Origin of the sequence: Sporolactobacillus mangiferae, assembly GCF_023336505.1 — a bacterium.
Classification (GTDB): domain Bacteria; phylum Bacillota; class Bacilli; order Bacillales; family Sporolactobacillaceae; genus Sporolactobacillus; species Sporolactobacillus mangiferae.
Window position 1 is genome coordinate 325,673 of record NZ_JAMAST010000002.1, and the last position, 19,587, is coordinate 345,259.

A 19,587-nucleotide genomic window follows, 5' to 3' on the forward strand; every position below is an offset into this window, starting at 1 on the left:
CAGCATCCCCTCTTTCACAACTTAAAGTAACCCGCCCCCATTAAGGACGGGCTGCCTACTATCAACTTAGTCGGCGGCACGCTCGTTTAGAACTGATTTAAAAAAGAGCCGACAGAAGTTCATCTTTACTGATTTTCCCAAAGTAGTAGTGACAATCGATGCTTTTCAGTTCTTTCGAAAGAATGTCTGGTTCGTATTTTATGCCAGTCAGCCGTTTTTCGAATTCGTGAATATCTCCGACGCCAAAAAAGTCTCCGAAAATGGACAGGTGTTCAATGATTCCCTTTTTTACATTTAGACGAAAATCAACGCGCCCTCCGGGAAAACGCTTCGCTTTATGTACGTTGAATTCAGGCGATTTCCCATACACCCAGTCCCAATTCCGATAGCGCTTTTTTGCAATATTAATAATGGATGTCCAATCCTCATCAGTCAGTCTGTATTCCGGTATGTGTTCCGCACCCTCAAAAATATAGTGAAGCAGCTGCACCTTAAATTGATGTATATCCATATCTTCTGCTAAATGCTCACGAATATTAGTCACACGGCTGCGCACTGATTTAATGCCTTTCGATTCGTATTTTGCTTTATCAGGACGCAGTGCCTGGGAAACATGATCGAGGTTGACGTCAAACAGCAATGTTCCGTGGCTGAAAATACGTCCCTGGGTGACAAACTGAGCATTTCCTGAAATTTTTTTCCCATCAACAGTCATATCATTTCTTCCTTCAAGCTTTGCGTCCACACCCATATGACGCAGTGCACGAATCACCGGTTCAGTGAATTTCTTATAGTTATTAAAGCTGTCACCATCGTCCTTAGCAATGAAGCTGAAACTCAGATTGCCTGGATCATTATATACTGCTCCTCCTCCGGACAGACGGCGGGTGACTGTGATCTCATGATTTGTAATATAGTCCATATTAATTTCTTCCATTGTATTTTGGTTACGGCCAACAATCACCGTCGGTGTCATTCGATAGAACATCAGATAGGTTTCATCGATTGACAGATTGTTCAATGCATATTCCTCAAGTGCGAAATTCAAGGTTTGATCAAGCAGATCATGATTATTTAAATAGATCATTTTTTTCTTACCTCCATCACTATGAATGAATCTCTTTATTCATCTTAATTCCGGGACCACTTTCCGTCTAGCAATATCATATATACTGAAATAAATTCATAATGATTATTCGCTCATCTCTTGCTCACTGCTTTACAAATACAGTGAAATTAAGCTATTCTGAGATGGGCAGATTACCTATGAACGGCAGACTTGTTTTTTATTGCCTGCCGATTGGGAGGTTTCTAATGAAGACCATTTATTTCGTGAGACATGGACGGACATTGTTTAATCACCTGAGTAAAGTACAGGGCATTTCCGACACGCCACTGACAGACATCGGCGAGCAGAAAGCGACTGAACTTGGCGAGCTTTTTAAATCACAGGGAATCTCCTTTGATGCAGCCTACTCAAGTGATCTCGGACGTACCAGACGAACGTCCAGGCTGATTATCGACCATTCTTTAAATCCTGATCTCTCTGTTATAGAAACAAAGAATCTCCGTGAGATCAGCTTTGGCCAGTTTGAAGGCGATCACAATGATCAGATGTGGAAAGCAGTCAGCAAGGCAATGGAGGATCCCGATTTGCGCGGTGACTCTCCGGATGAAGCTAAAATCAATGCTCTGGCTGCATTGAAGTCATTAGACACGACCGGGCTTGCAGAAAGCTATGATGATGTTAAAAAACGGATTCAGGCAATCCTTAGTACTATTGTACATGGCGAAGAAGAAAACATCCTGGCAGTCAGCCACGCTTTATACATAGCCTGTCTGATTTATATGCTTTCTGAAGGAAAAATACACGTCACTTCTATTGAAAATACGAGCGTTACCAAAATCATTTTTGAAAACGGCGTGTTCAAAATTGCCTATATTGGAAGAACAGAAAATTTATAATGGCCTTATTCAGCAGAAAAAATCCACCAGTGAAATTGCACTGGTGGATTTTTTCTGTCACCCGATCATTTTAATGAATCGTGTGCTGCTCATTGCGCAGACACGTGCAAATCCTGGCATGCATTCAAAACAGCCGAGGCGAGCGCATCAATGAAAAGCGGATCAGTATCAGGCATTTGCGGCCGATAGTAAGCGGCGCCCAGAGACTCAACAAGCTGACGGCATCTCTGATCGTTGTCATAGAGCACTTCCAGATGCTCAGAGACAAAACCGATCGGACAGAAAATAAAATGTGTGTATTTTTTATCCCGCCTTAAGCTTTTAATTTCTTCAAGAACATCCGGTCCAAGCCAAGGTTCTCCGGTCTTGCCCGCACTTTGCCATGCCTGAGCATAATTACCGATTCGTGCAGCGTCAACAATGGCAAGCGCTGTCTGCTTAACCTGCTCCGGATAGGGGTCGCCATCTTTGAGTATTCGTTCCGGAAGGCTGTGGGCGGTAAACAGGACAACGGTTTGATCGTGTTCATTTTGCGGTATTTGATCATAAATGGCTCGAACTGAATTAGCCCAGAATTCTATGAATTTCTTTTCCGTGAACCAGCTTTTCAGTGACACGATGCTGATTCCTCCAAGTTCTGCTGCTTTGGACTGAGCACGGTCAATATAAGACTGGACACTAAAACGAGAGTAATGCGGCGCAAGCGCTAACGAGACCGCCTGCTTCACTCCGTCTTTTTCCATGGCTGCAACCGCGCCTTCGATAAATGGCTGTATATATTTCAAACCGAGATAGGAACGAAACGTATACTCCGTCTGCAGCGCATTCAGGCGTTCTGCCAATGCATCGGCCTGTTCCTGTGTCAGTCTTGCCAGTGGGGACACGCCACCGATTGCTTCATAACGACGTGTAAGATCGTCAATCTGTTCGTCACTGGGCCTTCTTCCATGCCGGATTGCGGTATAGTAAGGAACAATATCTTCCTTCTTGTATGGTGTTCCGTAGGCCATAATCAGCAAACCGATCTGCTGTTTACTCATTTCTTCCAACACCTTTCTCATTTTAGAAAAACCTGGCTTTGCCAAGCTTTTGACATGGGCGAAGTCACCGTCGCACTTATACGATAATCCGCTGAATTTTAAACTTTCTTAATAGTATTAGAAAAACAAGGCTTAGCCCGGTCTTATGTTCACGGAATACGATGGCATTCGCGTTCCGCGCAGCGTGTACTTTCCAAAGGACATGATGGATTTTGCACTTCAACAGAAGGTCCTCTACCTCTTTCATCATGTTCACAAACGCTCAATGCTGCACCTTATACGATACCCCTTTAAGTTATATACGCACGGTCGGACACAAAGGACGGACAACTACTTATATTTTATCTCTTTTACTCCTCACTGACGAGAAATTCACGTCTTCTATAAATTTGAAAACCAGTTCAGTTGAACGGTCGGTGAGGGCTTTCCTGCTTTTCCTGTTTGTGAATTGTATGGAACAACATAGTAACGGTCACTGCTCATTGGATTGACAAAATCAATGCGATAGGTATTTTTTCCTTTAACTTCACCTTTAAGCTGACTTTTTCCCTTACTTTCCGCGTAAACGCGATACACAATCCTCTTGTCACTCGCCGCATCCCAGGTCAGCTGCAGTGCGGGAAGAGCGTATTTGCCGAGTACTCCCTTGGCTGTAAGCTTCGTCACCGATGCCATGCGGATCGGCGAGTCAAGGTCCGTAACACCATCGGGCTTCTGAAAGGCAAGTCTGCTTTCGTTCGGAGTAGCATTAATTACCGATTTAAACAGACGTACGGCATCATCGCTTGATCCGGTTAAATAATTCTTTTTATTGGTTTGATCGTATCCAATCCACACAGCGCCAACTGTATCCGGAGTATAACCGACAAACCATGCATCACGCAGACCATTTTTCGTATAAGCTGTAGACCCGGTTTTTCCGGCAATGGAGGCCTGGCTGTAACCTGCCTGCCCCGTGCCGTTTTTCATCACCGACTGCAACATGCGCGTCATATACCAGGCGGTTTGCTTTGAGAAAATTTTCTTAGATGTCGGCCTGGCTTCTCCGATTTTTTTCCCTTGATGATCATATATTGCCTGAATAAAGAACGGCTGTGACTGGTTCCCATTATTATCAAAAGTTGTATATGCCGATGCCATTTGCAGCGGAGACACACCTTTGCTCAGTCCGCCAAGTGCAATCGCCAATCCGTGATCCGGCAGGTCAATCCCCATTTTAGACAAATATGATTTACCTGTTGTGACACCGATCTGATCCAGAAGCCAGACGGCAGGCGCATTCTGCGAAACGGTAATGGCATCATACATCGTCATCTGTCCATTATACCGGCCGCTGTAATTTGTCGGTTTGTATCCGTTATAACTGGTTTTCTTATCCTGAAGCATGGAATATGGCTGATATTTTCCTGTATCAAGAGCCGGTCCATATACCGCGAGCGGCTTAAAAGCAGAACCAGGCTGACGCCTGACACCTACCCGATTGTAACTGCCGCGTACATAGTTGCGTCCGCCCTGAGCCGCCAGAACACCACCATTTTTATTCATCAGAACAAAAGCACCTTCCGGAGACTGATTGGGGTTGCTGCCCTGAAAATAGACATTATTTTTAAATGCGTTATAGGAAGCCGTCTGCGCTTCCCGGCTCATGGGAACAACAATTTTGTAACCACCGCGAATCAGGTCGTCTGAACCGATATGATATTGCCGGGCTGCTTCCTCTTTGACCAGATCGAGATAGGAATCAAATTCAGGATGTGTTGGAATTTTATGCACATTCAGCCCGAGCGTTTTTCCTTTTAAACGGACGGCTTGTTCAGCTGATAAATAGCCATTTTTTTGCAGTAAAGACAGAACAAGATTACGCCGCTCCAATGCCTTATCAGAATGCATAATCGGCGAATAGCCGTTGGGGCCCTTGGGCAGTGCAGCGAGCAGTGCTCCCTCATCTTCCGTCAGCTGGCTGGCATCTTTGTTAAAGAAAAATTTTGATGCCATTTGTACACCGTAGATTCCATGACCGAAGTAAATCTGATTCAGGTACATTTCCAGAATCTGCTTCTTACTGTACTTCCGTTCCAAGCTGACCGCAATCGCCGCTTCTTTAAATTTTCGAAACCATGTCTTTTCGTTGGAAAGATAAGCATTTCGTGCGAGTTGCTGAGTAATCGTACTTGCACCTTCAGCCTTATCACCAGCCATCAGATCGGTAACGAGCGCACGCATCACTCCACGGAGATCAATCCCTGAATGTTTATAAAAGCGAATATCTTCCGTGACAATAAAAGCGTCCTGCACATGCTGGGGTATTTTTTTTAGAGTGATCGGATCTCGGTTTTCCGCATACAGACGCGAAAGCTCGTGTCCCTGTTCGTCAACCACTACAGATGTCCGGCTCAATACTAATTTTTCGTCATCTGTATAATGATTGCCGATCAGCAGAACAAAAAAATAGAAAAGTAGACCAACGATTGCCGCTCCGATCACGAAATAAGCGGCCTGAAACATTCGCGTTTTCAGCTTGCTTCGATCCATTTTCCTTCACGCCTTTCCACAAAACCCAATCAAACTTACTATGTAGTCTTTGCAATTTCTCTTAACACATTAGCAAAAAATAATAAATTGCGCAGCATTTAGAAAAAATTTTGACAGGATAGGGACAAAAAAACAGCCTGGATCCTCTAAGGACACAAGCTGTTCTGACTGATAAACAGGCTGCAGTCATATGCTTATTCGACTTTTTCCTGACCGGATGAAACCACGCCTTGCTGCAATGCACTGTGGCGTCTGCTGTACAGGAAATAGACAACCATGCCGATGGCAAACCAGACGACAAAACGAATGAGCGTTGCCGCCTGCAGATGGATGATCAGATAAAGACAGGAGAGCACTGCCAGAATAGGCACAACGGGTACCCATGGGGTTCTGAATCCACGTTTTAATTCCGGTTTTCTAATACGCAGCACAATGATACCGATCGCAACAATGACGAAAGCAAAAAGTGTCCCGATATTTGCAAGCTCGGCAACAATGCCAATGGGCAGAAAACCAGCTGTAATAATCGTTACGACAGCAACAAGCAAAGTGGAAGTAACCGGTGTCTGATGCTTTTCACTCACTTTTCCAAACAGCTTAGGAATCAAGCCGTCACGTGCCATTGCAAAGAAAATACGTGTCTGTCCGTATGTGATCACAAGCAGAACAGAGGTAATGCCACAGATCGCGCCAACCGACACAAGAGCAGAACCCCAGTTAATTCCGATTTGCTGGAGAGCAAAGGCAACCGGAGCAGAAGTATGTTTAAAGGCGGTATATTTCACAACGCCGGTCAGAATACCGGAAACAACAATGTACAATGCCGTGCAGATGAGCAGAGAAAAGAGAATTCCGCGCGGCAGATTTTTCTGAGGATTCCTTGTCTCTTCGGCTGCAGTAGAAACCGCATCAAATCCAATGTAAGCGAAGAAAATAACAGCTGCACCGGAAACAACGCCATTAAAACCAAACGGCATAAACGGATGCCAGTTCGCCGGTTTTATATGCCAGACTGCAAGAACAATAAATAATGCAATGACAATTAATTTAATTGCAACAATAATGCCGTTCAGGTTGGATGTCTGACGGATACCGGAAATGAGCAGCCAGCTGATTAAAGCAATGATAATCATTGCTGGAAGATTGACGACACCACCATCAAGCGGGGCCGAAGTAATGGCCTTAGGAAGATCAATCCCGATGCTGCTCAGCAGAGTAACAGCATAACCGGACCATCCGATTGCAACTGCACTGATCGCAACTGCATATTCAAGAATCAAATCCCAGCCGATAATCCATGCCCAGATTTCTCCAAGAGCAGCGTAGCTGTATGTATAGGCACTTCCGGCCACTGGAACGGTTGAAGAAAACTCGGCATAGCACAGAGCGGCAAAAAAGCAGGCCAAACCGGACAATATAAAGGAAATAATCAGAGCCGGACCCGAATAGTTAGCTGCTGCTACGCCGGTCAAGACAAAGATACCTGTACCGATAACTGCACCGATCCCAAGCAGAGTCAGGTCTGTCGCGCCAAGCGCTTTCTTTAACCCTTGCTTTCCTTCTGTCTCAGCGATCAGGCTGGCAATCGGTTTCGTTTTAAAGATACTCACTACCAACGTCTCCTTTTAAAATGGATTGAAAAATAATTTCAAAGACAATTATACCTTAAATGTTAGAAAAATTAACATCAAATCCACTGATTTTATAAAAAAATTTAAATATTTTATTGACTTAATCATTTAATTTTATTAAAATTTATAATTTCCTTTATTTTTATAATATAATCATTATCATGATTATTGTAATAAGTATGTTTAGACAGAATTGTTTTATGTGTTGACCTGCATTGTTCTGCGCAGTATAATCTGTGTCGTAATCTTTTTGGGGCATTAGCTCAGCTGGGAGAGCGTTGCCTTCGCATGGCAGAGGTCAGGGGTTCGATCCCCCTATGCTCCATTAACCGCGCTGTTAAGGGATTTTTAAGCAAAAGAGTGAAAATCTGCATAGCGTTCAAGAACAGACCTGTTCTTGATTCGTTTTGAACCTCTGAGGGTAAGTTTTCAGAAACTTATCCTCGGAGGTTTTTTGTATGCTTAATGTATCGTTGGCGCTTCAATCCAACTTGTCCAATTAAATGACAAATGTCATGCTTCCTTCGGATGAAAATCACTAATACCGGATTCTTTTCATTGCTACACTGATTACAGACAAATGACGCAAGATCGGTCTTCAGGCTTATATTATTCTGCTCCAAAGGCTGATCAATTTCCGGCTGGCAGCTCGTACAATAAATTTATGAAAGGGCAAACCGCAAGATTGAAACCCGCCGCTCTGCAAGGTGGGAATAGACAAATAACTGGAGGACAGCAATGAGTTATATTGAATTAAGGGACATTCACAAGTCGTACAAGCTTACAGGAAAACAGAAATTTCCGGTTTTACATGGTATTGACCTGCAAATGGAGCGCGGTGAATTTATCTCCATCCTTGGTGAATCCGGTGGCGGAAAATCGACGCTGATGAATATTATCGGCGGAATGGACAAGGATTACAGCGGTGACGTACTGATTAACGGCAAAGCGTTGCATGAGATGAAGGAAAAGGAACTGGACGACTATCGAAAAACGAATGTTGGTTTTATCTTTCAAAGCTTCAATCTGATCAATCATATGAGTGTTCTAAGCAACGTACTGATCACGTTAAAAATGACATCCATGTCGGAAAAAGAACGTATCGCTCATGCCAAAAATTTGCTGATCACGGTCGGACTGGGCGATCATTTGCACAAACGCCCCAACCAGCTCTCTGGTGGACAGAAACAGCGAGTCGCCATCGCCAGGGCACTGGCGAATAATCCGGATATTATCCTGGCTGACGAGCCAACCGGAGCTCTTGATAAGAAAAACAGCGAACAGATTATGAAGCTTCTCGATGATATAGCAAAACAAGGTAAACTGGTGATTACCGTTACACACTCGCAGAAAGTTGCCGACTACGGGACACGCATCATCAAAATTGACGATGGACAGATTGATGACGATATTCGTCTGAAAGAGGCTTATCCTGTTCCCAAGCATCGTGAAACATCAAAAACAAAAAATTTAAGCATGGCGGCCACGTTCAAAATGGCTCTGGATAACATTCGCCATAATCTGAAACGCAATATTCTTGTGACGATTGGCGGGGCAATCGGCATATTCAGCATCATCGTCATGCTAGCTCTCGGTAACGGTGTACAAACATATATTCATGATGAAATCATGAAGACAATCAATCCGACAGTTGTACAGCTGACAAAGAAAGGCATCAGCCAGCAAGATGGTGAGAGCAGCCAGATAAAAAAATCAGCGGCCGTCTCAAGCAGCGATCTGGAAAAAATGAAAAAGGTCAAGCATGTGACTTCTGCCGAAAAAGGACTCTTTCTTTCTGCGACTCGTGTCAAGGTTGGTGACAAACTGGCCGTTCCGCAGTACTTTCAAACAGTCGACAGCGCCGTTCCTGAAAAAGATCTTGCGAAAGGCAGCCATCGCCCCGGGAAAAATGAAATTGGGCTGAGCAAGGATGTTGCAAAACAACTGTCCAGAAAGCCAAACAGCCTGATCGGAAAAACAGCGACTTTCTATGTAACAATCACCGATAAAAACCAGCAGCCGATTGTCATGCAGAAAAAGTTAAAAATTTCCGCTATTTTCAACGGAAACGCTCAAATGGGCCTTTTGACTGCTGATTATCAAACGCTTCAGGAAATGTATGACGCGCATCACCTGACTTTGAAAGCGAACCTGGCAACAGTCAACATTGATCAAATTGAACATGTGAAAATCGTTCAGGATTATTTCAAAAAACACGGCTATACCGTTCAGGGCGCCGGAGCGTTTCTGGATTCATTGAACCTGTACATCTCGCTCGCTTCTTACGTGCTGGCAGGTATCGCCGGGATCTCTTTGCTCGTGTCCGCAATTATGATTATCGTCGTGCTTTATATCAGCGTAACCGAACGGACAAAGGAGATTGGTATCCTTCGCGCGATTGGAGCAAGACGCAAGGATATTCGCCATCTGTTCTTTTCGGAGGCCAGCCTGCTTGGCCTTTTCAGCGGCATCATCGGCGTTGCGCTTGCCTCAATCGCTGCGTCCATCGGCAACGCCATTGCCCGCCCGCATATGCATGTGGCCCTGCTTGACGTTACAGTACCGTTCGTGCTGTTTGGTATACTTGTCAGCGTCGGTATCAGCGTGATTGCCGGACTTGCGCCTTCATCAAAAGCGGCCAATCTCGATCCGGTCGAATCTCTGAGGAAGTTTGACTAAATTCAGCCACGCTGATTCCGCAATCCTCTCGAGCCACCGCTTTAATGCTCAGGCATAATAGTATTTTGTTGGTTTGGATGAAAGTTATATACTTTCAAGCTGTTAGAAAGATTTGGCTAAGCCTGGTCCTTTGCCGTTGATCCTGCATCTGACGGACACTCCATCTGCTCGCTAGCCGCGGGCGCACTTAAAGTGTAAATTGAAGCGCACTAAAAAACAACGGATCGTTACTGATCCGTTGTTTCATTTTATCTTTAAAATGGCTAATATCTTTTGAATGCCAAAGCCAATGATGCTATATACAATTAACGCAAAAACAGCGGAAAGATCAAGGGTATGTTCATTAAATATGATCGGATGAAAGATTCCCTGAAATGGTTTAAGAATCGGCTCACTCAAGCTGTTCAGGAAATTAACGAAGGGCGTCGGATTGGCACCAAAAAACTGAAGTAAAATATATAAAGCAATCACGACTTGAACAAAAGTCAGCAAAATACTGATCAATTTAGGAAACATGCCTGTATTTTTTCGTTTCACTTGTCCGCTTCCTCTCCTCTACAATTGTTCCCGGCAACCTTGTCTGCAAAATGCATTACTGATTTACATGTTAAGGGATAATGCAATCTCAGTCAAACAGAAATAAATGGATGATGTTCGTTAAATGAACGCTGCCGAGGTATCCATTTCCCAAAGTCCTGCCTTGGATGAAAAGCCGATTTTAAATATTTGCCCCATTAAAAGAGGAATCTTTCCACTCGGACCCTTTCAATCATGAAAAGGCGGACTTCTTAGTCTGCTGAAAAATCAGAGTTAAAGAACAATACCTGATGAAATTGGTTTAGCTGAAAAAGGAGTGCCCTGTCAGCCATTTTTTATGACCACAGGGCACTCTCCTTGTCAGTTTCTGAACCTTATCTGAAAGACACTTAGACGCTCGCACAATCATGAAACTCGTCCTGGTTCCGGCCGTCTTTCACGAGGTTGTGCAGCGTATCAGCGTACAAGCCGTGCTTCCAATGCTGCTTTCTCAGATTCATAGCCCGGCTTGCCAAGCAACGCAAACATGTTCTTCTTATACGCTTCAACACCAGGCTGATTAAACGGATTCACACCAAGCAGATAGCCGCTGACCGCCACTGCCTTTTCAAAGAAATAAATCAGATAACCGAAATGGTAGGCAGTTAATTCAGGAACCGTCACGACAAGCTGAGGTACCTGACCATCCGTATGTGCGAGACGGACCCCTTCAGCTGCCTTTTTATTCACGAAGTCCATCGTTTTGTCTGCAAGGAAATTCAGATTATCCAGATTTTCTTTTTCTGCATTGATGGTCACGTCTTTTCTCGGCTGATCGATGAGTACAGCGGTCTCAAACATAACCCGGCGTCCCTCCTGCACAAACTGGCCGAGTGAGTGAAGATCCGTACTGAAATCGGCAGAAGAAGGATACAGGCCTTTAAAATCCTTACCTTCGCTTTCACCGAACAATTGCTTCCACCATTCAGAGAAATAGTGCAAATGCGGTTCGAAATTGACCAGCATTTCCACTGTCTTGCCCTTATTGTACAGAATATTGCGCACCGCAGCATATTGATAAGCAGCATTTTTGTTCAGATCCGGTTCGCTGAAATCATGCTGCGCATCACGCGCACCCTTCATCAATTCATTAATGTCGATACCGGAAGCAGCGATTGGGAGGAGACCGACAGCAGTAAGTACTGAGAAGCGTCCGCCAACATCATCCGGAATCACAAACGATGCATAGCCCTCTTTATCGGCGAGCGTTTTCAATGCGCCCCTTGCTTTGTCCGTTGTCGCATAAATTCTGCCCCTTGCTTCTTCCTTGCCATATTTGCTTTCAAGGAATTCACGAAAAACGCGGAACGCAATGGCAGGTTCAGTCGTTGTTCCCGATTTTGAAATAACGTTAACAGAAACGTCCTTGTCTTTAAGTACGTCAAACAATTCATTTAAATAGGTAGAACTAATACTGTTGCCGGCGAAGAACACTTGCGGGGTTTTTCGTTCTTCTTTCGGCAATAGATTGTAAAACGAATGATTCAGTGTTTCAATCGCCGCTCGGGCACCCAGATATGACCCACCGATTCCAATCACGACAAGTACATCTGAATCTGATTTAATTTTTTCGGCGGCTTTCTGGATTCTGGAAAACTCTTCTTTGTCATATTCGGTAGGCAGGTCCAGCCATCCCAAAAAGTCATTGCCTGCTCCCTTTTTTTCATGAATCGCTTGATGGGCGGCAGAAACTTGTCCGGCCAGATAATCCAATTCATGCTGCGCAAAAAAAGCGTCGGCATTGCTGTAATCAAAAGCAACTTTCTTGCTCATCGTTCATCGACCTCCAATATCATAATCATTCCTTCTTAACTGTACAAAACCATGTAGGTAAATTCAAGTCACGACTCACTATATATGAAAATTCTTGCAACCGATTTCACTTATTCTCCATATGTTTTCCGGAAGACTTTGCTTAAGAAGCATACTGTGCTACTTAAACGGCTGGTGCATTTGCAAAAATGCGGCGGTTGTAAACTTGCAGAAAAATGTACCGAAAAAGCAATGATAAAAGCGAATACTGCCTTTCAAAAAAAAGAATGATCGATGAATAGCGATGGGAAAAAAAGCCATGCTATTAATGCACGCACATAAAAGGAGGAACAGTTATGAGCGGTTTGCAGAAAACTTGCCTCGTATTACTTATCATTGGCGGAATTAACTGGGGGTTGGTCGGTTTCTTTCGCTACGACCTGATCGCCTCGCTCTTTGGAGGGACGGGAGCTGCGATCTCGCGGCTCATTTATGCAATTGTCGGCCTTTGCGCGTTATATTGTCTGACCATCCTGTTCCGTCCAAATGAAAGTCTGGCGCGTGACCGTGAAACACAGACACGCTAAGACAGGCAGCAAAAAAGGGATCCTCGCGCATTTAAGCGAAGATCCCTTTTTTCATTTTGCGTTAAACCTGAGCAACCGTCCTGGGTGCAACCAAAAGGGTCTTTTCAACAAAAATCTGATGCCAGATCATAAAGGTCAGCACCGCCCAAATTTTACGGCTGTTGTCCGCCTTGCCGCTGCAATGATCATCCAGCAGCTTCAGGGCATAGGATTTATTGATATAGGCATCCGTACCACTGTTGTGAATAATCTGAATGGCCCAGTCATGCAGTTCATTTTTGAGCCAGATGCGTATCGGCACGGGAAATCCGAGTTTTTTTCGAAATAAAATGGAGTCCGGGACAATACCGCGCATCGCTTCACGAAACGCATATTTCGTTGTCCCTTCGCCTGTCTTAAGGGCACCAGGAAGCGTTCTCGCCGTATTAAATACCTCTTTATCCAGGAAAGGAACACGGAGCTCAAGTGAATGCGCCATAGTCATTCGATCCGCGACAACGAGAATGTCTCCGCGAAGCCACGTCTCAATATCGACGAGCTGCATCTGATCCAGCTTGCTGTTTGCTGCTGACTTCCTGTAAATTGGATGCGTGATTTCAGTAAATAATGCCTGAGGTGAAAATGTTTTCAGTAAAAACTGTTTCTCCGTTTCATTAAAGATAAACGCATTACCGACATAGCGTTCCGAAAGCGGCGTTGTCCCGCGAAGAAGATAGCTGCGCCCCCGTACCCCTTCAGGAAGTTTTTCGGCAAGTGCATGAAGAAGCGACTTTCCTGGGCCTGGAAGTGCATCGAACCATTTTAATGAAAGGGGCTCACGATAAATATTGTAGCCGCCGAACAGCTCGTCAGACCCTTCACCGGAAAGCACAACTTTTACCTGTTTTCTTGCTTCACGAGCAACAAAATAATTGGGAATGGCCGCTGGATCGGCAACGGGATTATCCATATGCCAGATAATTCGCGGCATCTCTTCCATACACATTTCCGGCGTAATTTCAAGCGCATCGTTTTCAACACCAAGTTTTTCAGCTGAATCTCTGGCAACGTCAATTTCGTTATATCCTTTGCTGGCAAATCCGACTGTAAAGGTTTTGATGTGTTCGTTAAATCGTTTTGCCAGGGCAACAATTGAAGTGGAATCAATACCGCTCGACAGAAAAGCACCGACCGGCACATCACTTCTCATATGCATTTTTACTGAGTCAATTAAAACATTCTGAATTTTCCGTTTTGCCTCATCAAGTGACTGACTGACCGGTGCAAAGCCTGGTTTCCAGTAGGCAACGTTCTGCACCGGTTCTCCTTCTTTTTTTAGCAGATAATGTCCGGGTTCCAGACTTTTAATGCTTTTAGACATTGTGCCCGGTTCAGGTACAAACTGAAAGGTCAGATAATATTGAAGCGCCTTTTCATCCAGCGCATCATTCGTTTCGCCAAAGAGCAGGCTTTTCATTTCGGATGCAAAAAAGATACCATCCTCTTTTTCCGAATAGAAAAAAGGTTTGATGCCAAAATGGTCACGTGCGGCAAAAAGCGTGCGTTCGCGTTTATCCCATATGATAAAAGCAAACATGCCACGAAGATAACGGACGCACACTTCACCGCGATCCGCATACAGAGCGGCAATAACTTCCGTATCCGACGTCGTATTAAATCTATAGCCTTTCTCAATTAATTCATTGCGAAGCTCAACATAATTATAGATTTCACCATTGAATATAATGTAGTAGCGTTCATTCTCATAAGGAAGCGGCTGATGCCCGCCGGCAAGATCAATAATACTTAATCTTCGAAAGGCGAGCTGCACCTGATCGTCCGTATAATAACCGGCATCATCCGGACCTCGATGATTGATCATTTCCGCTCGCTCAGTCATCGCGTTTTGTTCATGATGATCCGGTTTCAGATGAGGATCTTTTGCCAAGTATCCGCAAAATCCACACATAAAAAGTCTCCTTTCAGAGATCGCCGTTAACGATTCTCGAGCAGATTCTCTGCCTCTTGCACAAATTTTATTCCGATATCTAAGTTTATCATTGAATCGGACAAATTCAAAGCAGTGACAGCGCTTCCTTATTTCTTATTTTTTTCTCTGCCCGGATGCATTTCTTATTGATCGGTAAAAAGTTCCTGAATCGGCACACAAAGCACACTGGCCACTTTTGCAAGTGTTTCCGCACTGATCTTGCTTCTGCCGCTTTCCAAATAGTAATATCCATTTGCGCTTTGATAGCCAAGCCGTGCCGCCATCTCTTTCAGCGACATTTGCGATTCTCTTAAACTTCTCAATTTCTTCAGATCAACAGTCAGCATAAATAGTCACCCCTCTTATTACCTATTTGGAAATTTTTCTTTAGATTATAGCATTTTCTTTTATTATCGCGCAAATAAATTTCCTATTTGTCAAACATCGCAATATAAAAAAGAGAACATGCTAAAATTTCTAGTGTTTACAGCAACAACGAAAGAGGAGGATCGCGTTGTATGGGAAACACGCTAGGGAGCAGGATTCGATTTCTGCGTGATGAAAGGCAGCTTTCGCAAATGGAAATGGCTCGTCAATTGAATATTTCCAATGCCCAGCTCAGCCGATACGAATCCGGCGCCCGCAAACCTGATCCGGACATGATTGTCCAGATTGCCGATTATCTCAGTGTTTCCGCTGACTACCTTCTCGGACGAACGGAACGGATTAATGAAACGAAATCGCTTTATGAAAGTGCTGAAGATCATGCGCTTTTAAAAAAGGTTAAAGAAATGCCTGGACTTGATCTGCTCATTGATCAGATGAATCAGAATCCTAAAAAGGCTGACCGGCTTCTGCAAATCTGGAAATGGCTGAAATAATTGATGTACCTATCAAAAAAGTTCCGAATCCCTATTAATTAAAGGATTTGGAACTTTTTCCAATGCCATCACAACTCATTTTCTCTATTATTTTCCTGTCTTAGTTTTCGCTCCCAAAAAGTCAAAGAAACTTCAGCTTGCCTTTTTTCAAAACAAGCCCGACACCGCCAAGCATCAGCAGATAACGGTCGTCAATCACTTTCTTCATTGCAGCCGCCGGTTTGCCCGTCAGTTTATGATCAAATACGACACCGATTGCTTCTTTTTCGCCAAGCGAAGCAACCGTACCCTTCGGTTTATAGACAAAAGGTTCGGTCGGTTCTCCATGTAAGATATGTTTGAAATTCTTCGCAAGGTTTTCTGCTTCCTGAATGGCAATCTGCGCCGTTGGCGGATATGGTCTTTCCGCATCAGGCGGGAAAACAACGGCAACGTCGCCGATTGCAAATACGTGGTCGTCCTCCGGGGAACGAAGATCCGGGGTCACCTGAATCTTACCGCGATTGGTTTCAAATCCGGAATCTTCCGGAATATGGCTTGCTTTTACACCGCCGGTCCAGACAACCGTTCCTGCCTTAATTTCTTCGAGTTCTTCGCTGCCTTTCAGCTGCACCTTAACGCCTTCAGGTGTTGCTTCCTTGATAAAGGTATTCAGCTTAAATTCTACACCTTTGCTCTCCAGATATTTCTGTGCGTATTCAGCAAGCGTGCGATCAAACGGAGGCAGTACAAATGGCATGCCTTCGACATCCACAATCCGGACCTTTTTTGGATCAACATCATATTCCCTGCAAAGTTCAGGGATACGATCTACGAGTTCGCCCAGAAATTCAACGCCACTAAGTCCCGCACCGCCAACGACAATTGTCAAATCGCTGTCCTTTGCGTCCGGATCACTATTGTAGCTTGCAAAACGATATTCGATGTGCTCGCGAATCTTGCGCGCGGTATTCACGCTGCGAATCGCAAAGGCATGTTCGTCGAGCCCTTTAATTCCAAAGGTATTGGATTCAAAACCAAGTGCAATGACCAGATAGTCATAATCGATTTCGCCGTTTTTCAGAATAACCTTGTTGTTTTTATGATCAATTGACCGCACGGTATCCTGCACAAAATGGACGCGATTCGTATTAATGACATTTTTAATCAGCATTCTCGTGCGGTCATGATGAATCGTACCCGCAGCTGCTTCGTGCAGCCACGTTGTCTGATAATGATAATTATGCTTGTTCACTAGTGTAATGTCTGCTTCGTCCGCACTTAACTCTTTTGTAAGGCGCACGGTCGCCATCATGCCACCATATCCGGCGCCAAGAATCACGATTTTTGGTTTATTCATGGTTTATTACAGCCACCTTTTCTTTAGCATATTAAAAACACGTGCCTATGATGCGTACTCCGGACTTGCCTGTCCGCATTTATATCTTTTCGTTAAGCTTTGTTAAAATCCGCTGCCGTTTTAAATTATTTGCTGCCCTGTGCCTGCTTACTGCGGGTACACCGCGATCCTTCTCAGAAAACCGAAAATCTGCGAGATGCCGCTTGCACCTGCCAACAGCACCTGTCCCGCAGGTGGCACGCACACATTGCTGCAGGTCAGAAAAACAGCAGTTAGAAACCAAAATTAAAATCTCCTTATTTATAATATGTCTTTTTTGTTAACAATTCAAGAACAAAATGTGTCGAAAAGGCTGGTAAAATAGGAAAGAATTGAACTGCTGAGCAACATCATGACATTTTGAAAATTCTTTGCAGATTCATTACAATTGGCAGGCTTTCTATATTTAATTTTCATTGATAGTATTAGTATTGAATTGATTTTGGTTAGTCGCATTTTATAGGTAACACCGTAAACACATCGCCCGTATCTGTTTTAGAGCTACTATGCCCCGCAGAACCTTTTGAATTAGCCATAAAAGCGAATATAGTCAGATTCCCGCATTCATGGAAGAGCTTTTGGATTTTGGGAATTGAATATGTATTGGAGCGATTCATTTGAAAAAATTTCTTGCCGGATTCATTATTGTTTGTCTGTACTGTTTTCCCTTTGTTCACTTCTCGATGAATCAAGATTATTATAAAGGTTCGATGCGTGGATACATGCTCATGCTCATTTTCATTTCCTTGCTTGCCTTCTTAAGCAAAATCTTTTGTAATATAATCCCTTTAATCCTTGGAAATATTTTATCGGCCTTTTTTTCGTACTATTTTGTTACCAATACAACCAGCCATGTTCAATGGGCGTGGTACTTCAAGCCTTTTGGGCCTGAATGGGTATTTATTATTGTCAGCATACTTATATGGATCCCTCAGATCACCATTTTCATTTTTGCTCGGAAAATATATAACAAAATAAAGCACCTGCTTCCCTTTTGACATCCATTAGAACCGAGACTATCGTATCGTCGAGGTGCCGTTTCATTTTCCGAGCTACACTCAAATTTTGCATACGAATCGTTCAGGCAAAACAAAAAACACCTCCCAGCGATTAGGTTCATCACTAGAAGATGATTCAAAAAACAAATTATGTTAGAGATTATGCCCATTGGTTCATGAATGATCAGCAATCAGCATTGCAAAATCTCTATTTTTTCATCTGGAATCAATCGTCAATCCAATCATCATTTTCAAATCAACAGTCACATTGTTTCGCAGGCTGTCCTTCATTGTCCGCCGTTTTAAACGAATGACCGCATCCGCAGGTCGAAATGGCATTTGGATTGTCAATAGTAAAACCGCCACCGTCAAGATTCTGTTTAAAGTCGATCGTTACACCATCAAGAAGGGGCGCACTGTTTTGGTCGACAATGACTTTGAACCCTTTCCCTTCAAATGCAAGATCGCCATCAATCATTTTATCGTCAAATCCCATGCCGTAAGTCAGTCCGGAGCATCCGCCACCGCTGACACCGACACGCAAAAACAGATTTTCTCCTGGTTCGCTGTCCAGCATTTCCCTGACACGAAAGCTTGCAGCATCGGTCAACGTAATATTCATCCTTATCAGCTCCTTTTCGATTTATTCATATTATAACGTGATGTGACCTTAATCACAATCACAACCGGTTTATCTTTGAAAATAAGTGCCTTCACAAATCGTTTCTGCTTCCCCGGTCATCAGCACATGGTTATTGTCTGATTGCCAGATAATCCGCAGATCTCCCCCGTCAAGATGTACGGTCACCGGTGTATCCTGATCCAGACGCTGTTCCAATATTGACGCAACCACGGAGGCGCAGGCTCCGGTTCCACATGCCTGAGTAATTCCTGATCCGCGTTCCCACACCCGATACCTCAGTTCGTGACGGGAGATTGGTGCAATAAATCCGATATTTGCGCCGTTGGGGAAAAGCGGATGTGTATCGGCCAGCAGGGCACCTAATTCATGAATCGGTGCCGTGTCAATATCTTCCACAAAAAACAGGGCATGTGGGTTACCCATTGAAACAGCTGTAAACGTGTATTCCTTCCCTGAAACAGTCAGCCGGTCACGGATCACCCGCTCACCGCCGCCCGCACCAGCAACCGGAATACGCGCGCGTTCCAGAACCGGCTCTCCCATATCAATGGTTACCTGCTCAACAACCCCATCCCGCACATGGACCTCCGCCAGCATCAGACCTGACCGGGTTTCAATCGCAAATCGCCGCTCGTTAACCAGATGATGTTCATAAGCATACTTTGCCACACATCTGAGTCCGTTCCCGCAATTCATTGCCTCAGAACCATCTTTATTAAAAATACGCATCTGAACGTCTGCCTGCGTCGATGGAAGAATAAGGATTAACCCGTCGGAACCAATGCCCTTAAAGGGGTCCGCCACCTGTTCGGACAGCTGTGGATATGATGCAATCATGCTCAAATCATGTGAGCATCCGTCCAGATATATATAACAATTGCCCAATCCGTGCATCTTTGTAAAAGGTATCGCCCATCCCATTGTTCCGCCCACTCCAGTTTCTCTTCATAGTCACG

General features: G+C 44.2%; 15 protein-coding genes and 1 tRNA gene. 5 read left to right on the forward strand and 11 right to left on the reverse strand.

Annotated elements, in window-relative coordinates:
* Window positions 1-97 precede the first annotated feature (97 nt).
* A complete protein-coding gene (gene lplA, locus M3N64_RS03905; protein WP_249098322.1) occupies window positions 98-1,087 on the reverse strand; it encodes a lipoate--protein ligase in 990 nt (329 codons plus the stop codon).
* 227 nt (window positions 1,088-1,314) lie between these two features.
* Here lplA and M3N64_RS03910 point away from each other — a divergent pair, with 227 nt between their 5' ends.
* Window positions 1,315-1,965 (forward strand): histidine phosphatase family protein, encoded by a 651-nt coding sequence (locus M3N64_RS03910; protein WP_249098324.1) that lies wholly within the window; start codon window positions 1,315-1,317, stop codon window positions 1,963-1,965.
* Window positions 1,966-2,054: 89 nt separating this feature from the next.
* On the opposite strand, the gene hemH is transcribed toward M3N64_RS03910, so the two are convergent.
* The 3 genes from hemH to bcaP form a co-directional block, all read right to left on the reverse strand.
* A complete protein-coding gene (gene hemH, locus M3N64_RS03915; protein WP_249098327.1) occupies window positions 2,055-3,005 on the reverse strand; it encodes a ferrochelatase in 951 nt (316 codons plus the stop codon).
* Between the two features lie 381 nt (window positions 3,006-3,386).
* On the reverse strand, window positions 3,387-5,537 hold the full coding sequence (locus M3N64_RS03920; RefSeq protein WP_249098330.1) for a transglycosylase domain-containing protein: 2,151 nt from the start codon (window positions 5,535-5,537) through the stop codon (window positions 3,387-3,389).
* 194 nt (window positions 5,538-5,731) lie between these two features.
* On the reverse strand, window positions 5,732-7,147 hold the full coding sequence (bcaP, locus tag M3N64_RS03925; RefSeq protein WP_368389888.1) for a branched-chain amino acid transporter BcaP: 1,416 nt from the start codon (window positions 7,145-7,147) through the stop codon (window positions 5,732-5,734).
* 273 nt (window positions 7,148-7,420) lie between these two features.
* On the opposite strand from bcaP, the gene M3N64_RS03930 reads away from it, so the two are divergent.
* Both M3N64_RS03930 and M3N64_RS03935 read left to right on the forward strand, forming a co-directional pair.
* Window positions 7,421-7,493, forward strand: a tRNA-Ala gene (locus M3N64_RS03930).
* Window positions 7,494-7,906: 413 nt separating this feature from the next.
* A complete protein-coding gene (locus M3N64_RS03935; RefSeq protein WP_249098335.1) occupies window positions 7,907-9,847 on the forward strand; it encodes an ABC transporter ATP-binding protein/permease in 1,941 nt (646 codons plus the stop codon).
* Between the two features lie 243 nt (window positions 9,848-10,090).
* On the opposite strand, the gene M3N64_RS03940 is transcribed toward M3N64_RS03935, so the two are convergent.
* The gene (locus M3N64_RS03940) at window positions 10,091-10,384 is read right to left on the reverse strand and encodes a YggT family protein (RefSeq protein WP_249098338.1); all 294 of its coding nucleotides are present in this window, start codon (window positions 10,382-10,384) and stop codon (window positions 10,091-10,093) included.
* 456 nt (window positions 10,385-10,840) lie between these two features.
* Complete coding sequence (locus tag M3N64_RS03945) at window positions 10,841-12,196, reverse strand: glucose-6-phosphate isomerase (RefSeq protein WP_249098341.1); 1,356 nt, start codon at window positions 12,194-12,196, stop codon at window positions 10,841-10,843.
* Window positions 12,197-12,531: 335 nt separating this feature from the next.
* Between M3N64_RS03945 and M3N64_RS03950 the strand changes: the two genes are divergently transcribed.
* The gene (locus tag M3N64_RS03950; RefSeq protein ID WP_249098345.1) at window positions 12,532-12,762 is read left to right on the forward strand and encodes a DUF378 domain-containing protein; all 231 of its coding nucleotides are present in this window, start codon (window positions 12,532-12,534) and stop codon (window positions 12,760-12,762) included.
* Window positions 12,763-12,823: 61 nt separating this feature from the next.
* Here the strand turns inward: M3N64_RS03950 and asnB are convergent, their stop codons facing one another.
* Together asnB and M3N64_RS03960 are read right to left on the reverse strand one after the other, a co-directional pair.
* Complete coding sequence (gene asnB / locus M3N64_RS03955; protein WP_249098348.1) at window positions 12,824-14,710, reverse strand: asparagine synthase (glutamine-hydrolyzing); 1,887 nt, start codon at window positions 14,708-14,710, stop codon at window positions 12,824-12,826.
* 164 nt (window positions 14,711-14,874) lie between these two features.
* Window positions 14,875-15,078, reverse strand: coding sequence for a helix-turn-helix domain-containing protein (locus tag M3N64_RS03960; RefSeq protein WP_249098351.1), 204 nt, complete (start codon window positions 15,076-15,078; stop codon window positions 14,875-14,877).
* A 171-nt stretch (window positions 15,079-15,249) separates the two neighbouring features.
* Between M3N64_RS03960 and M3N64_RS03965 the strand changes: the two genes are divergently transcribed.
* On the forward strand, window positions 15,250-15,612 hold the full coding sequence (locus M3N64_RS03965) for a helix-turn-helix domain-containing protein (RefSeq protein WP_249098354.1): 363 nt from the start codon (window positions 15,250-15,252) through the stop codon (window positions 15,610-15,612).
* Window positions 15,613-15,733: 121 nt separating this feature from the next.
* Here M3N64_RS03965 and M3N64_RS03970 read toward each other — a convergent pair whose 3' ends face one another.
* The 3 genes from M3N64_RS03970 to dapF form a co-directional block, all read right to left on the reverse strand.
* The gene (locus M3N64_RS03970) at window positions 15,734-16,951 is read right to left on the reverse strand and encodes an NAD(P)/FAD-dependent oxidoreductase (protein ID WP_249098358.1); all 1,218 of its coding nucleotides are present in this window, start codon (window positions 16,949-16,951) and stop codon (window positions 15,734-15,736) included.
* A gap of 1,293 nt (window positions 16,952-18,244) precedes the next feature.
* Window positions 18,245-18,610: a HesB/IscA family protein gene (locus M3N64_RS03975; RefSeq protein WP_249098363.1), complete on the reverse strand. Its 366-nt coding sequence runs from the start codon at window positions 18,608-18,610 to the stop codon at window positions 18,245-18,247.
* Window positions 18,611-18,679: 69 nt separating this feature from the next.
* On the reverse strand, window positions 18,680-19,552 hold the full coding sequence (gene dapF, locus M3N64_RS03980; protein ID WP_249098581.1) for a diaminopimelate epimerase: 873 nt from the start codon (window positions 19,550-19,552) through the stop codon (window positions 18,680-18,682).
* Window positions 19,553-19,587: the final 35 nt, after the last annotated feature.